The sequence below is a fragment of the Vibrio sp. MACH09 genome (genome assembly GCF_033238805.1).
Taxonomy (GTDB): domain Bacteria; phylum Pseudomonadota; class Gammaproteobacteria; order Enterobacterales; family Vibrionaceae; genus Vibrio.
Genome location: NZ_BSFZ01000002.1, coordinates 946,190 through 962,065 on the forward strand (window position 1 = coordinate 946,190; position 15,876 = coordinate 962,065).

The 15,876-nt window shown below is 38.6% G+C and carries 13 protein-coding genes and 1 pseudogene; 9 read left to right on the top strand and 5 right to left on the bottom strand.

The window, feature by feature from the left end; translation table 11 throughout:
* Positions 1 to 50 precede the first annotated feature (50 nt).
* The 3 genes from CHJ_RS19510 (at position 51) to CHJ_RS19520 (ending at position 2,531) form a co-directional block, all read left to right on the top strand.
* Positions 51 to 713, top strand: coding sequence for an HAD family hydrolase (locus CHJ_RS19510; protein WP_317918705.1), 663 nt, complete (start codon positions 51 to 53; stop codon positions 711 to 713).
* Positions 714 to 1,241: 528 nt separating this feature from the next.
* Positions 1,242 to 1,688 (top strand): hypothetical protein, encoded by a 447-nt coding sequence (locus CHJ_RS19515; RefSeq protein WP_317918706.1) that lies wholly within the window; start codon positions 1,242 to 1,244, stop codon positions 1,686 to 1,688.
* Positions 1,689 to 1,832: 144 nt separating this feature from the next.
* The gene (locus CHJ_RS19520; RefSeq protein ID WP_317918707.1) at positions 1,833 to 2,531 is read left to right on the top strand and encodes a hypothetical protein; all 699 of its coding nucleotides are present in this window, start codon (positions 1,833 to 1,835) and stop codon (positions 2,529 to 2,531) included.
* 457 nt (positions 2,532 to 2,988) lie between these two features.
* Here CHJ_RS19520 and CHJ_RS19525 read toward each other — a convergent pair whose 3' ends face one another.
* Positions 2,989 to 3,645: a hypothetical protein gene (locus CHJ_RS19525; protein ID WP_317918708.1), complete on the bottom strand. Its 657-nt coding sequence runs from the start codon at positions 3,643 to 3,645 to the stop codon at positions 2,989 to 2,991.
* A 6-nt stretch (positions 3,646 to 3,651) separates the two neighbouring features.
* Positions 3,652 to 4,461, bottom strand: coding sequence for a hypothetical protein (locus tag CHJ_RS19530; RefSeq protein WP_317918709.1), 810 nt, complete (start codon positions 4,459 to 4,461; stop codon positions 3,652 to 3,654).
* A 335-nt stretch (positions 4,462 to 4,796) separates the two neighbouring features.
* Here CHJ_RS19530 and CHJ_RS19535 point away from each other — a divergent pair, with 335 nt between their 5' ends.
* The 4 genes from CHJ_RS19535 to CHJ_RS19550 all read left to right on the top strand — a co-directional run bounded on the left by CHJ_RS19535 (position 4,797) and on the right by CHJ_RS19550 (position 11,416).
* Positions 4,797 to 8,972, top strand: coding sequence for an esterase/lipase family protein (locus CHJ_RS19535; RefSeq protein WP_317918710.1), 4,176 nt, complete (start codon positions 4,797 to 4,799; stop codon positions 8,970 to 8,972).
* Positions 8,973 to 9,502: 530 nt separating this feature from the next.
* Positions 9,503 to 9,667 carry a hypothetical protein gene (locus CHJ_RS19540; protein WP_317918711.1) on the top strand — a complete coding sequence of 55 codons (165 nt, stop codon included), beginning with the start codon at positions 9,503 to 9,505 and terminating at the stop codon, positions 9,665 to 9,667.
* Between the two features lie 528 nt (positions 9,668 to 10,195).
* On the top strand, positions 10,196 to 10,498 hold the full coding sequence (locus CHJ_RS19545) for a hypothetical protein (protein WP_317918712.1): 303 nt from the start codon (positions 10,196 to 10,198) through the stop codon (positions 10,496 to 10,498).
* A 588-nt stretch (positions 10,499 to 11,086) separates the two neighbouring features.
* The gene (locus tag CHJ_RS19550) at positions 11,087 to 11,416 is read left to right on the top strand and encodes a hypothetical protein (RefSeq protein ID WP_317918713.1); all 330 of its coding nucleotides are present in this window, start codon (positions 11,087 to 11,089) and stop codon (positions 11,414 to 11,416) included.
* A gap of 284 nt (positions 11,417 to 11,700) precedes the next feature.
* Here the strand turns inward: CHJ_RS19550 and CHJ_RS19555 are convergent, their stop codons facing one another.
* Positions 11,701 to 12,603, bottom strand: a complete 903-nt coding sequence (locus tag CHJ_RS19555; protein WP_317918714.1) for a DUF2569 domain-containing protein — start codon at positions 12,601 to 12,603, stop codon at positions 11,701 to 11,703.
* A 335-nt stretch (positions 12,604 to 12,938) separates the two neighbouring features.
* Positions 12,939 to 13,139: pseudogene (locus tag CHJ_RS19560) on the bottom strand (IS110 family transposase); the annotation flags it as partial.
* Between the two features lie 99 nt (positions 13,140 to 13,238).
* Between CHJ_RS19560 and CHJ_RS19565 the strand changes: the two are divergent.
* Both CHJ_RS19565 and CHJ_RS19570 read left to right on the top strand, forming a co-directional pair.
* Positions 13,239 to 14,021: a phosphotransferase family protein gene (locus CHJ_RS19565; RefSeq protein ID WP_317918715.1), complete on the top strand. Its 783-nt coding sequence runs from the start codon at positions 13,239 to 13,241 to the stop codon at positions 14,019 to 14,021.
* 521 nt (positions 14,022 to 14,542) lie between these two features.
* Positions 14,543 to 14,710: a hypothetical protein gene (locus CHJ_RS19570; RefSeq protein WP_317918716.1), complete on the top strand. Its 168-nt coding sequence runs from the start codon at positions 14,543 to 14,545 to the stop codon at positions 14,708 to 14,710.
* A 136-nt stretch (positions 14,711 to 14,846) separates the two neighbouring features.
* On the opposite strand, the gene CHJ_RS19575 is transcribed toward CHJ_RS19570, so the two are convergent.
* Positions 14,847 to 15,614, bottom strand: coding sequence for a DUF4344 domain-containing metallopeptidase (locus CHJ_RS19575; RefSeq protein ID WP_317918717.1), 768 nt, complete (start codon positions 15,612 to 15,614; stop codon positions 14,847 to 14,849).
* Between the last annotated feature and the right edge of the window lie 262 nt (positions 15,615 to 15,876).

The following is a 15,876-nucleotide window of genomic DNA, read 5'->3' on the forward strand; positions in this document are numbered from 1 at the left end:
TCGTAAGCTATTCTTGTAAGCTTCAATTTATGTCGACTAAAGAGGTTCAAATGTACGACACAGTAATCTTTGATTATGGAAACACCTTGTGTCAGATGGGGAGTCTCGCAGATTCTTTGAAAGCCGTTCTTGAAGAAAAGTATGCTGCACAGGTTGGCAGTTCAATAGAACGAAATATTCAAGAGCTGTATGTTCCCACTCAGGTTGAGCAACCAAACTGGATGGAAGTCTGGGAAACGTCATTTAATGAGTACAAACTCGTATTTGATAAGTCGATTGGCTTGAAGCACTTGAATCATTTTGTAGATAGTGGGTGTCTCTATGATTATTCACTTCCACTGCTTGAGGCTCTTCACAAACAAGGAACAACACTCATTTTGCTGTCTAACGTAACTGGGCCGACGGAAGTATTCCAACGTGATTTGAGCGAAAGAGGATTGGCTAAATATTTTAATAGCATCATTTGGTCTTCAGAAATTGGTTTTAGGAAACCAAGCAGTCAAGCCTTTGAGATCGCGCTACAAACTACAGGTAGCTTAGCGTCAAATAGTATTATGGTAGGTGATAGCGAAGTTGCCGATATAGTAGGTGCTCAAACAGTTGGCATTTCTACCATGCTGATTTCAGATGGTAAAGAAACAGAAAGCAGCGCTAATTATGTGGTCAATCGTACCAATATAACGAGTGAACTAATTCGCTTAACAAATCGTTAATCGAGGCTCATACAACTTTCCGCTGTCATTGTGATGCTTAGTGTGTTTGTTCTTGTGAGCTTGTTTGAGAATGAAAAATGGCTTGTTTTGTCAAAAATTCAGTCTCGTTTTGTCGATAGAATATTTAATAAGTTATTGTTAATGAAAGGGTTGATATTACCCTATCCTAGGGTAACGCGCCGTCTCGTTTTTATGTGATGGCAGAATGCGAAATGTGGATATATATGCTTTATTTTTTAGTTACTTATGATAGGTTGTTCGAAAGTTAGGCAAGCAGAAAAACGAGCCTGCCTGTTATTGAGAATGTTAGTTTTCCATTGGAGATTTTTGGTGATCAAAACAATGAAAATCGTAGAGTGCATTTGGTGTTCTGAAAAAATTAAGCGCACAGCGAAAATATGTCATCACTGTAATCGAGAGCAAAAGACAGGTTCTTATAAATCATATCTTACCAATACAACGGTAATTATTTCTTTGTTGTTATCTGTAATATCGCTCTCAACAACCTTTTACAATTTAAGTAAAAGCATGATTGATGAAAAAATAGCAAATATAGAGTTTGATATTTTGACCACGACAGGTGATGCAATAAGTCTACTTATTCGCAATGAAGGGACTGTTCCCGGAGTTGTCACACGAGGCATGATATCCAACTCAATGGAAGGTGGTCCATCAATGGCTTTCACTATACCTATAAAGTCTCCAATCCTAATTAAGTCAGGTGAATATAAGGTCCTTGAAATTTTTCCTTATGGAGGAGTGCCTCAACACTATCCACAAGGTAGCCCAGATGACAAATACAAATGCGAGCTTTCTTTGTGGGTTGTTCAGCTAGGAAAAACAGAAGAATATACCACTAAAAGCTTTGGCTGCTTTCCAAATGAAGTGATGTACGATTTCTTAAATGATGTTAGTCAGCTTAGTGATAGCAAAGGCAGCATGAAAGGGGAGGTAAATACCACCCCAGAAAGCTAACAAAAAATTCAAGCAGATTCGCAACGCTTGGCACTTTTGGTTTGAGTTAGTTTTAGTGTTTACGGCACAATAGGTTAGGTGAGTGGCATCGTTGCTCACTACTTAATTTGGCGTTATGCTATTGTTTTTACTAGGTAGTATCAGTTGAAGAATCTAATAAAAGAACTAATAAAATTGTCAAGAGACTACGAGCTGAGTAAAAACTTCAGTTGGGAGTTGCCGGTAAATTGCCCCTTGGAGTTTCCTGAGGGCATGTCAGGACAGTATGAAAAAAACATTTACCTCAAACATGAATTAAGCAGTAGCTTGCTTGGTGAAGATGCTTTGCAAAATCGGTATTGGGTTATTCGGGACTGGGGAGGTATTCGCTCGCTAAAGAAAAATGAAAGAAATGACGGGTTGATTCAAAAGCTAGATGCCGAACTTGAGCGTGGGACGTTAACAAAGCCTGTATTTTCCATTATATCTTCATTGTCAAAAATTGCTTCTTTCTTGGATCATAAGAAGTACGCAATCTATGACTCAAGAGTTATTTACTCTCTCAACTGGTTGTTATTTAAACATACAGAAGTGATGGAACTTTTCCCTCAACCTTCGGGAAGAAATGCTGATTTATCAAAGTATGAGTTAAATACAATTTTCAATTTGTCTGATAAACCCATCGTTTATAGAAGTTATAAGGTGGCATATCATGATTATTGTGAGCTTCTAAAGGATCTGTCACTGAAAGTCTACGGTACACCTGAGCCATATCTGGTTGAACTACTTTTATTTACAGTGGCTCCCAAGTATATCGTTTCTGATGTTGCTGGTTCATTAACGTTATCTGTAAACAGAGCATAACAAAACCATTAAGTCGGATTCGTAACAGTTGGTTCGGTTCCGCTTCGCTTCAAATCTTAGCCAACTATAACTCACCGTTTTTAACCTGAAAGGACAGTCATCATTAACTCTCATATCAGTTAGCATATATGCCGTTGCTAATTAAGTTTCGTCGTGTTTGAGTCTTTCTCCAGAAAGGCGAGTTAGAATGGAAAATGCTTAATATGTCTGTCCTTGTAAGCTACAGTGTCTGCTGCGTAAAGACTTCACGAACTTGTCTATCAGTAATAAACGCTCTCTAAAGAGAAAGCACACCCATCAAATATAAAAGGGAAATGTGTGACTTTTGTGCTTTGGTTTTGTGTTATCGAGATTTTTTAGGTGTATAACCTCGCAAGATCGTTGCTCAGAGGTTTAAAGGTGCAGTTAGCCAGAGAATGTGTTGTCTCCGGCTAATGAAAATCTTTATTGCAACAGGCTAAACGGCAACTTCTTTAGCGAACAGCAAAGCTTGATCTCGTAACGTTTGAGTTTTATTAATAATTTGTTTAATGCCATCGTCGGTCATTAACTTTGTAATCGGCACCTGAAAACCACCTGACACGATGGGATATCCATCGGCATCTTTAGTTACAATCGGTTCCTCATTAATTTCCACATATTGAGGGTGTGGGCACTGAGACCAAATGTTTCGGTACCAGTTCGTGTCTTGTTCCTCATTTGGGGTAAATATACCGATCTTAATAATAGACTCAGAGTCTTCTGGTCGTTCTTTCAATGATAGAGCATCAATCTGGACGTCATTCATCTCGTTATTATTCACTCCTGTGTCAGAGATCACCCAAAAAGTAATAAGGTATTCGCCTAATCTTAGCTTGTTTATGTCCTCGACTTTTTTAAAAGTGTAATAGGTAGAGAGTGCCGGAAGCATGTCCCATTGCCATTTATTAAATGGATTGGTTGTAAGCTGACTAGGGCGATCAAATTTTTGCGGAAGCCAAAAGTAAAAATCCAACTCTAGTTGTGTTGCGATTTGCTCTATTGTTGGCAGTAGACGTTGATAATAAGCAGCTAAAAATCGGTGAGCTGTTCTTATCTGGGTAAATAATTCATCAGTATTAGTTGCATCACTCATAATGGCTTAATTCCAATTTTTGAAAAACGATAAATCGAACGAAGGTTGCCTTGTTTGTAGTAACGAGGCCATTTGTGGAGAGGGAGTATCAAATAGGCTTTTCGATGATATAAGTGATTTAGCCGTTTCAAGCTCGATTCTGGGCAACGAGTGTTTAGCTAAATCTTCCCATTTAAAAGGAGATACGTTCAGCCCATATAAGCTTAGCGCCTGCAACATATCGTGTATAACTCGTCTGTCCCGTGGACATACGTGGTTGCAATCGCGCTTTTCTATCTCTATCAATTGATTCGTAACTTGCTGCCATGGCAGTGCGACGAGATCTTTGAGTTCTGTAAATTCTTGCATTAATTGCTCTCGGCAGCATGGGATATTAACATACTCGATTCGACCTATAGCAAGGAAGTAAAGCGGCTTATTAGTGCTTTGGTCATCGTTGAGAAATGAGGCGATTTCCTTGTGCCATTGTGTATAGTGCTGGTTACCACCCGCAGGTGGTTTTACTTCTACAATCACATTTGAGCTCGCGAATCTTAACACCAAATCAGGCTCAACTCTGTTAGTACCGTCATCGTGTTCAAAGGTAAAGCTAGGCCAGAACTCTACATCTTCAAAGTCATCAAACGGAGAAGAAGCACTTGTTAACCAAGAACGCAATAGTTCAGCTTGTAGCTGTTGAGATATATAACCAAAGCGGCAAAATACCGCTGCAGTGAGAAGATCTTCTCTGGCCTTATATAACTCGCGCCAACTGACCCTTGAGTCATTTTGCGACTCAATACGACCCGATTTCCCATGTAAAATAGCCTTTAGCATTGTTTCGACTCGGTTATCAGAAATAAATTGGGAAGAGTTTACTAGCTAGTTTCTCTTACATCATCTTGATTTAAAAGAAAATATGTTAATGAACGCACATATTTAGACATTTTCGTGTGTTGCAAGGTCTTGAAGGGATACACATGATAGCAAAAAGTAAATCGACAATATTAAGTACTTCGGAGCCTTAGGTTATCTGGCGCTCAATACTAAAACTGCACAAACAATATCAGGGGTACTTAAGGTGTGTGTCCCCTTTGTTTGCCCTTTGTTTGACCACTAATGTATAGCACTTGGTTTTATCATATGTAACCTATTGAAATAAAAACTATTAGATGATTAACATTTGGGATAAAATTTTAACGATAGTATTTATACCAATAGAGGTTTGCATGGCTGACTTGCGATTGATGTCTGGCGATTCTTTAGCTAGAAAACATGTTGTGTTTATTCATGGATTAGGTGGTAATGCTGAAAGCACATGGCAATCGAATAACTCAGAAAAAGTCTTTTGGCCTAAGTGGTTACTTGAAGATATAAAAGATACATGTATCTGGTCGATTGGTTACGAGGCTCCGAGGTTAACTGTGCGAGATTCGGGAATGGGTCTCCTAGATAGAGCGCAAAATGTACTAGAGACACTCTTAACTGAACAGCAGCTAAGTAAAGGTGAGTTAATACTGGTGGGTCATAGCTTAGGTGGACTGGTTATTAAACAAATGCTTAGATTATCAAGCGATCAGAGTGAGCGTGAAAGTACGGTTGAGTTTGTAAATAGAATCACAGGTGTCGCGTTCTTAGGTTGCCCTCATAGTGGTGCAGATCTAGCACAAAAAGGTAACTCTCTTTTGGGAAGAATATTCCTCAAGCTATTCTTGCATCAACCTTCAGCGGCAACTGCTTCATTAGAGCGAAATGATGCAACACTTCGGGAGTTGAATACTTGGTATCGAGGGTGGTGTAACGATAAAGGAATTAGACATCTAGTTTTGGTTGAAACTAAGCCATATCTGATGTTTGGAAGGATTGTTAAGCCTGATAGCTCAGACCCTAGTTTAAAGGAACGGGCTATTCCGATAGATAGTCATCATATCAATATAAGTAAGCCAACCTCAAAACAAGACGATATATATAAACATATTTTGAAGTTTGTAGCAGAAGATACTTTATCCAAACAAGCCATCTGGTTACGAGCTAATTTTGGGAGGGAGTATAGTGGCTGGGAGGAATACGGCAATTGGGCAAAATGCCCAAAGGGAATTGAGGAAGAATACATATTAGATAAAGCTGTACGCCTTCATAGTTCTTCCTCTACAGAGTTTGAAGGTTTAGTTACAGTTGATGCATTGAATTTGCTCCGTGGGCGCTTACTTAAAGCTGGGGCATCAATACGTTTAGTTGGGCTGTCGGGAGTAGGTAAAACACGTTTCGTTCAAGCACTGTTTGATGAGCGAATCGGAGAAAGTCCTCTTGATAAAGAGGCCGTTTTATATTCAGATATCAGCTTATCCCCTTCACCCATTCCTCGAGTCATAGTAGAGCGGCTTGTTAAAGATAACACCAAATCCATTGTTATAGTGGATAACTGCGCCCCCGATTTACATCGAGAACTAACTAATTTATGTAAAAATAACAACAGCAAAGCTAGTATCTTAACTATTGAGTACGACGTTAGGGAAGATCAGCCAGAGCAAACAGAAGTCTATACGTTAGAGCCAAGTTCTAGTGAGCTTATTGAGGTGATGGTTTCATCAAGATTTCCATATTTGAGTAAACAAACTGCTGGGATAATTGCTGAGTTTTCAGGAGGTAACGCAAGAGTAGCGAATGCGCTTGCTTCTACCGTTGGAAAAGATGAAAACATATCCAGACTAAAAGATGAGGAGCTGTTTAAACGGCTATTTTACCAGCGTCATGATTCTGACACTGGCTTAGATAAAGCCGCTGAGAGCCTTTCATTAGTTTATTCGTTTCAGTTGGAAGCGGAAGATGATTTTAGTGAAGAGCTAAAGTTGCTTGGTGAAATAGTGATGCTTCCTCCTAATGAAATGTATAAGTTTTCCAAAGAGTTAAAGCGACGAAATTTAGCGCAGGAACGTAGTATTTGGATGGCTATATTACCTCACCCAATTGCAAATAGATTAGCCCGCTTAGCATTGCAAAATATCCCACATTCAAATGTATTAAAGTTCATTAATAGCGATACGCAACCTAGATTGCTTAAATCATTTTCACGTCGTATTGGGTATCTAAATGATAGTGAGGAAGCGGTCAAACTATCTTCAATGTGGTTGAAACCTGATGGAGTATTAGACTTACTCTTCGATAAAGGTGAAGGTGATTTATCGATCTCATTATTAGTTAATATTGCTCCAATCATTCCGAATGAAATACTCACTTATCTAGAGCGAAGAGCAGAGTTAGATGCTACTTTCTTAACTCGGAGCAACCCGAAGTACATATCAATTACAAGGCTTCTACGTTCTCTTGCGTATGAGGATGAGCTTTTTAGTCAATGTTTTACTCTGCTTTGTGGTTTTGCATTATCTGAAAAAAAAGGCGAAAACAATAACTCAGTTAGAAGCTTACTTCGTAGTTTATTTCAGCTTTATCTCTCTGGTACACATGCGACGTTGAAACGACGAGTGACTTGTATTAATAGTCTCGTGAATAGTGATAATGAAAGCGAAAGAGAGTTAGGGTATGAGTTGCTTGATAGCAGTTTTAATACCTCACACTTTTCATCAAGTTATGAGTTTGATTTTGGAGCCAAATCAAGAGATTTTGGTTACGAACCTCAAAATCGAAGTGAAGTGCTTTCTTGGTATCATGAATACTTAACGCTACTTCATAATCTTTCTTCGTCAGGTCATGTTATTGATGAGCGTGTAAAAGAAGTTTTTGCAAATCATATCAGAGGGCTATGGCGAATATCTGAGCTGCATGACACACTTGAGTCCATCTCAAAAAGTTTCTGTAGCATTGGAGGTTGGCCACGAGGTTGGTTGGCTTTAGGGGAAATATTGCAGTTCGACGCTAAATCAATGACGAAAGAACACAAAGAGCGACTTGAATTGTTGCAGGCTAATATTGCAGCTACAGATTTAGACAGTAAAATGGATCTATATGTGTTTTCTAAAAACCACAGTTTCTACGGTCTTGATGAAATAGATGAAGAAGGTAAAACTGTAAAACGAGGATATGAAAAAGCTCAAGAGCTAGCAGAAAAACTAGGGACACATGTTGCCCAAGAACATTATGACTATCTTATGAATCAGTTAACTAAGCTCCTGACAATAAGGGATACTAATAATCATCATCTCTTTAGGTTTGGTTATGGTGTCGCGAGAGGAATAAATAATATTGAAAAGGTTTGGGCTGATATGACAATCTGCCTAGAAACGCTAGAAATAAAAAACGTAAACTCAAACTTTATTGGTGGCTTCGTTAGATACATTTACAACAATAACTCAGATAAGGCACAGACTCTTTTAGAGAATTTGCTCAATAACGATAAGCTAAACTATATATTCCCATTGGTACAATTTGATTGCCCCCTAGAAGAAGGGGCGGTGAGTAGGCTTATAACTTCATTAACATATAACACGTCCCCAAGTTGGATGTTCCACAATATGGCATGTGGCAGACGGCATGAATTAATACCTGACTCTGACTTAATAATCATTTTGGATCTACTCTGGTTGCAACCAAACGGTCAAAGTATTGTTATTGAAATACTAACCATGCGGTTTCATGAATTAGAGAAACAAGCCATTTACACACCTAGTGATGATTTGTATAAAAAATGCAGAGAGTTCTTACTAGAACATGACTATAGTCGAGAGCAGCGAGACTCTGGAGGTCGAGATTATTCTTTGACACAAGTAGCTAAAGTATGCTTTTCCAATGATGAGGCTAAAGAAGATGCTAAGGCATTATTCGAAAAGCTATTTGAAGGTATAGCTACTTATAATGTGTATGCTTTTAACTATGGTGAGTTTTTGTCAACGTTGATCAAATTACACCCGACTCAAGCTCTAGATGTATATCTAAAAGATGATGACAGTGTTTCATTTGAAATCAAAACTAGTAGCTTATCTCGAGGTAGCAATCCATTTTCTCGGGTATCCGTTGATAAGGCTATTGCTTGGTGTAAAGAGTCGCCAACATATAGATTTAAAGCACTAGCGTCATTGATTACTCCATATGAAAAGAATGGTGAACACCATAAATTAACCAGCTTAGCAAAGGCGCTAATTGATGAAAGTAATGAGCCTTGTTCCGTGATTGAAGCTTTCGAAAGTGCTGCAATTCCAAGTTCTTGGAGTGGTTCGCGAGCATTTTTAATTGAGCAACGATCTGAAATATTTGAGGAGCTTCTTACTCTTGAGAATCCTGCTGTTGTAGAGAGTGCTGAAAAGGTACTTAACAACCTACAAAAAAGAATAGAGCGAGAAAGAGGTGATGAAGAGTTAGAGTCTAAGCAATCAGAAGAACGGTTTGAATGGTGAACTTAGAGGAATACTAGTTAGCTCTTGTTCATTAGGGAGTTAGCCATATGTTTCCTAATCCAAAAATAGAGTAAAAAATCTAGCTTGCTTTTGTCTAAAAATAACTCGGGAAAGTGCTAGATAGAGTGTGTTCACCAAGCGATTCTGTCGTCCCTCCACTACCACAACCCCCACACTCAATACAGCAAATTAAATTTCAAACCGACCACAACGTATTGACACTTCAACACTAGAAATCATATGCTTACCCCGTACTGGCAAAATCCAGTGCCGGGGGTAGGAGCCCGATTGGAGTTCATACAGGCATATAGATGCCAGCTTTTTGCTGGTTCTTTTATATGCGGCTTTAGCACATCTGCACATAGCTGAAAAGTCTACTTCGGTAGACAGTATTCAGAATTATGGTGGGCTGGGCAGGGCAGCTTCGGCTGACCGTTTCTGTATGAGCGGTACTCCTACCTCTGTTCAGTTCACCACCCGAAGTGTAGGAGCTCCGAGTGGTGAGTAAAACTACTCATACAGGAGTCACTATGACCACATCAGATACTTCTCAGTCTCAAACCGATTTCTACTTACAAGTGGAAGACTTTGTTTTAAATGCTTGTATCGAAAGCACCACCAATGATGCGCTAAGCAATGAAATACGCTTGTTTTTGCTGACGCTGTTAAACCACCATAAACAGCAAGATCAGTGATAAAAAAGCCCTGCCAATTTTGATGGTAGGGCTTAATTTTTTAACTAACGGTTTTAACTTGAGTTAGTTACATTATTTACGATGATGCCACATACCTAAACCAAATAGAAAGCTTTAAAGCGTATGTCTCTCTTTTAGCATTTGCAGTGTTTAAGTTGGCGTTTCGTAATGCAGAACACCCCCATTTCTTGCGCGCGCTTTTACATATTCGAACTCAGCACATCTAATTAACACTCTTCACAGTGGTAATGTAATCTCTAAAAATGGTAACTAAGTTATTGATTATAAGTTGAGCATATAAGTGAAAGGTTGCATTATATGGGTGTAAAATTTGGCAGAGTCGCATAGAAGTCGTTAGGCTTAAGTTGCTAATTAGAAACTAAAAATAATTACTTGTCCAGTCGGAGCCTTAAGGTGTGTGTACTCTTTCGACTGTTGGGTTATTCGATAATTAATAACGCAACAGCACAATAATTATTGAGAGTCTTAAGGAGTGTTCTCTTTAGACTCCAGTCTAGGAGTAAATCAATGGGTATGACTAAAAGACATATGGAAGACGAAGAGTCTAAGTTTAATGTGGCCATAAATATAGCTATACAAGCGGGAGTTCTTCAACGATGCGAGTATTGTGAAAGTACGGTATTTCAGGGCGAAGAAGACATAGAGGATGCTTACAAGTTAGGCAACACCCTATTTACTTCAGGAGAGGTTAGTGATCAATTCGAGTCTAGACGTGAAATGACGGACTCTATCCAAGCTGTAGTGCAGTCTGGGGATCATGCGGCTGACTGTTGTTACCATTGCCATGAAAAAATGTATGGTGATGATTGATTGCAGGTTGGCACTTCAGTGTAAGCTTACAAAGGCTTGAGTCGTATGCGGGGAAACTCGCACGTACGGTTCTTAGATGGCGGTGGTGCAGTAATGTGTTGCTGCTATTTGGTATCGTATGAAATTAAAAATATTAGGTATTAATGCGGGTGTATCATAATTGTTGAATCCATCAAAATGGCGGTACTCCGTACTTTAATTTATCTAAATGATCTCTCATTTGCCAACATTAGTTTCCGCAGACAACAGTGAGTCAGAATGATACTAGGTAGTATTTTTTGTTGAACCACAACAGTTGGCGTTTTGTAACACGGAATTGCCCCTAAACCAGTTAGAAAATTTGCTCGTTTTGTCGGTAGAAGAATTGATAAGCTATTGTTAATAAGAAGGTTTGTGTTATTCATCCCTAAGATAACGCGCTTTGTCAAAAAGTGATAACACGCCGTCTTGTTTTTATGTGATAGCAGAATGCGAAATGCGACGTTTATGCTTTATTTTTTAGAGGTTTATGGTAGGTTTTCTGAAAGTCTCGCAGGCAGAAAAACGAGTCGGCCTGTTATTAAGAATGTTATGTGCTAAGGAGAAATAATGAGCAAAATTAAGATTCTATTAATTAAGTTTGGGAAGGTGGCAGAACCTGATCCAAGGGCTAATCATAAACACATCTCAGAGTTAGTGCGTGAAGAGTTTTCAGTACTAACATGCTACGTTAATAAAATTCCCGAAATTGGAGAGCACTTTGTTGTCGACAGACAAGGGTACGAAGATTTGGTGTTTAATTGTGTCCGTTTTGAGGGCAACGAAATAAAGTCAAAAGTTGATGATCATGAATATGTAATTTTTGCCTCGTGGGTGAGACGCTTTAGTTTTATTGAAGAAGATGACTACAAGCAGCGTTTGCTGGAATTTCGCACATAACAATCAATTCAAGCAGATTCGCAACTCTTGGCAATTTTGGTTTGTGGTCTTGAAGGGACACACACCATAGCAAAAGGTAAATCGACAATATTAAGTACTTCGGAGCCTTAGGTTATCTGGCGCTCAATACTAAAACTGCACAAATAATATCTGGGGTACTTAAGGTGTGTGTCCCCTTTGTTTCAGTGAAGTGACCCCATAAAGTTGGACATTTCTGTTAAGCGGCTTGTAAGGCCTGATTTCGATATTCCATCGGAGTCAGGCATTTTAATAATTACCGTGAACTAAACACAGTCTGAATTTATGATGTCAATAGAAGTTATATGTTTACCTAACTTACCAAAGTAAGAGTAAGATACCGTTACTCCATCTTTCATGAACTCAAGTAGAAAATCACTTGAACATGCCATTTGTAATACGTCTGATCGTAGGTTGTTATTCAAAACATTCGCATCGATCTCTGTTGCATCATAGTTAACAAGCGAATAATGGTACTGGAAATTTTTAAATTCGGCTCGAATAGCGTCTAGTTGGGTTTCTGAATCTATTACTTTTGGTAAGCTTTTATTCGCCTCATTTGCCACTTGTACTAACTTATCTTCGATAGTTACAACTTCTGGTACATGTTTTATATGGGTTAGGTATGCAGAAAACAACGCCACTGAAATACATGCAGTACTAAAAAACGATAGTGATAACTTCCGAAAGCTGTGTTCTTCTACGAACGTGTTTTTTACGCGACGAGATCTAAGCATATAAGGTACCCAGATTGCAGCTGATACTAACGTTACAAAGAAGTTTTTAGTAGTTTCACTATCAAACATAGTCTCGTTTGGAGCAACGGTGCTTACAAGATATGCGTCAAGCGGGATGTATAGCAAACCTATAACTGCAAATACTATATACGTTTTTGGAAAAGTTGATTTTTTAGCAAAGAAAAGAAAGTTTAAATAGATGAAGCCGGAGAATAAAAATATATTAAACGCCAACTCTACGTAAAGCAAAATAGCAAAATCTTTGGAATATGCTGTAGATGTTTGATCAGTTAGAAGATGCCATGTTCCTGCTTCGAATAAACCTGTAAACACTGACAATGTTTCAAAATAAAACCTAAAAGGTGATAATACTAAGCCAATAGCAACTAGAGTTAACCAACCTGATATACCTTTAATTTCTGAAATACTCATAAATTTCCTAAGATGATGTTATTGATGTTATTGATGTTATTGATGTTATTGAATTTTTCGGGAGACTAGGTAAATCTGATTCATATTGCCATGACTTCAATCAACAGATTTTGATGTAAACTTCATGGTTTCGGACTCTCCAATCCAAACTAACAGCATTGTCTCTATAAAGTTCTGGATATGAATATTCGTACTATTCAAAACCACATCGCAGAATCAGCTTAGTGATGATAAATTGACGAAAGTAATCTATATGTGGACAAATTGTGGTATGTCTAAATTTGATAATTATATAAATCAAATACATAAAATTATAAATAAAACCCTGTTCTGAGCTTTTTCAGTTCACGAGACCAATGATGCGCCTCGGAGCAAGCTTCCATTTCGTCAATACACGGTGGAGCATCGGCGAATGTGTCTAAGAGTTTGTTTCTTTTAACTGTTTTGCGTAAGACGCACTTGCCATATGCATCTACGCCATGAATACTGAACACATTCTTGGCAAGATAAACGCCAATAGTTTGAGTGGTAGGCATAGTAACCTAGAGCTTCTAAGCGCTTTCATAGTTAACTATGGCACGCTGTGGCTCGGGTAGAGGGAGTCCATATCATTCGTTATAACGCAGGAGAGATCTGTGAGTAATTCAGACTTGGCTCAAATGGGTTGTTCGACGGTAAAAATAATTGAATTTGGCGGTCAACGCTGCATACAAAAAAGTGATATTTCATCTGTTGAAAGGGATTTTTACGAAACAGTAGCCCCGCAAATCATCCCATTTGGTGTTCAGTGCCCTAAAGTACTTAACCTTACTGGTTCTACTCTAGTCATAGAGTACATCCCTCAAACAGTCTCGATTTCTGAATTGTTCGAATCATTAGAAACATACAAACAGCTAGCAGACCTACACAGTTCTGTGATCGAACAGCCTTTTCAAATTTGCCAACATCAATGGTCTAAAGAAGCTACCTCTCAGGCATTAATGCACCTTAAGTTACCCGATGTTTCAATCGATGCACTTAATCATATTCAAAACTCAGAGCATTCAATATTTAATATGCAGTCTTATATCTCAGGCGACACCAACAACGGCAACTGGGGACGCAGACTTAGCGGTGAATTGGTGCTGTTTGATTGGGAACGATTTGGTTTAGGGTGCCCAACAATAGATTTAGCCCCTTTGGTCATAGGTATGGGCTCAATAGATGCATTTGAATCAATTATCGAACAATATGGCAAAGTTGGCTCTAGTAACTTACCTTCAACTCCTCTGACTAACTTAATTGTCGCGAAAACATGGATAGCTATTGAAGTTATCAATATTCTGGTTGCTAGGGATAAACCTCAAAAATCCAGATACTTAGAGTGGTTTAACAATACGCTACCAGATTGGTTGTACAAAATGGGTAATGCGTTATAACAAATGACTATGGCTGCAATATAGCTGTTTCACCGTTAAAACTAATCGGACTTATCAGTCTCTGTTCGGGTACCCTAGCTCATTTTTTGACCAAAAATAAGATAGGAAAGCGCTAGATAGAGTGTGATCACCAAGCGATTCTGTCGTCCCTCCACTACTACAAAATCCATTCAATTAAAGCAAATTAAAATTCAAACCAACCACAACGTATTGACACTTCAACACTAGAAATCATATGCTTACCCCGCACTGGCAAAATCCAGTGTCGGGTTTAGGACCCCGTTTATCACACAGCATGTAAATACCAACATTACGTTGTTCTTTATGTGCGGCTTTAGCGCATCCAAATTTAATGAAATGGTCTACTTTAACGACCAATGAATGAATTATGGTGAGCTGAGCGGGGCAACCTTCGGGTTGGCCGTTTCGTGTGAGCGGTAGTCCTAACCTTGTTCAGTTCACCACCCAATGATTAGGACCTTTGTGTGGTGATAATAATTAACCCATCACGCGGAGTCACTATGACCACATCAGATACTTCTCAGTCTCATACCGATTTCTACTTACAAGTGGAAGACTTTGTTTTAAATGCTTGTATCGAAAGTACCACCAATGATGCGCTAAGCAATGAAATACGCCTGTTTTTACTGACGCTGTTAAACCACCATAAACAGCAAGATCAGCAATAAAACTAAGTAGTACAGCCAAACCCATGTTTGCTTTTACTTGAAGTGATAAAAAAGTCCTGCCAATTTTGATGGTAGGGCTTATTTTTGTGTGTAAGGTGTCTGTCTTTAAGCTGCTCTTTTTCGGGCTTCTTTAAAACTAATCTATTACTGACAGGTAGTGGTGCCAGTTGTCATTAATTAAGTCAAAATTGAAAACACAATAGTCCTTTCTGTCCTCTAAGTTGTCATTTTCGACTTCATCTAACAAGTATTGGTGCTTCTCAGGATTACTGCCATAAACCAAGCAAAGTGTTGAAAAGTAACGCTGTAAATCAAAGCTGTGTTCACCGGCATACTCACTCATCTGATAGTAATCAGGCAGGTCAGCAGATTCTGATTCAAATGCAAACATATCTCCTGCACTAATTGCTATGTCATCCCCGCTCTCGACATAGTTAAGTAATATAACGGTTGCAAAGTTGTCAACGGCATCCTCTTCTTTTCCAAGCACTGGGATTTTTTGGTCAGCTATATAGGCATGGCCAGCTTCATGCAACAGAGTGTGAAGTAACGTATCGATAGCACCCTCTTTGGCTGACCTTCCATATTGTTCTTCATAACCATTTTTAGTGAAGTAATTCAGAGACTCTAGATAGAATGAGTAAGGGATATAGATGGTGTGCTTGTTAGGATCATAGTAAGGCCCATCAGAGTTCCCATATTGGATATGCAGCGTCTTATTGAATGGAAATAGGGTGTCTGATAAATCAATAATGGTCTGATTTATCTTACTTTCCTTTATCTCTTTAACGGCCTGAATGTCTTGCTGGGATTGGGGTTTTTGCATATCAACCGTTATGCTTTCTTTTGCGTTTGCCAGCCCTACACATAACAAGAAAAGAAGAGCAGTGGTAAATCGTTTCATGGCTAAACCTCTGTTGAGCTTATATTTGTCTTTGGACGCTTTTTAATTTGTGAGAGTTTTATACTATTTCTATCAACATCAATGAGTTAAAGGCGTTTGTTCAATTTGTTTTGTCATCTGATTTTATCGACTAAAACAGAACACGAAGCGCAAGATGTGCGAACCTCAGATTATATACTAACCCTTATACCAACATTGCGTGCTGTATATGTGCGGTTTTAGCGCATTTTTACTTGAAATGATAAAAAGCCCTGCCGTTTTT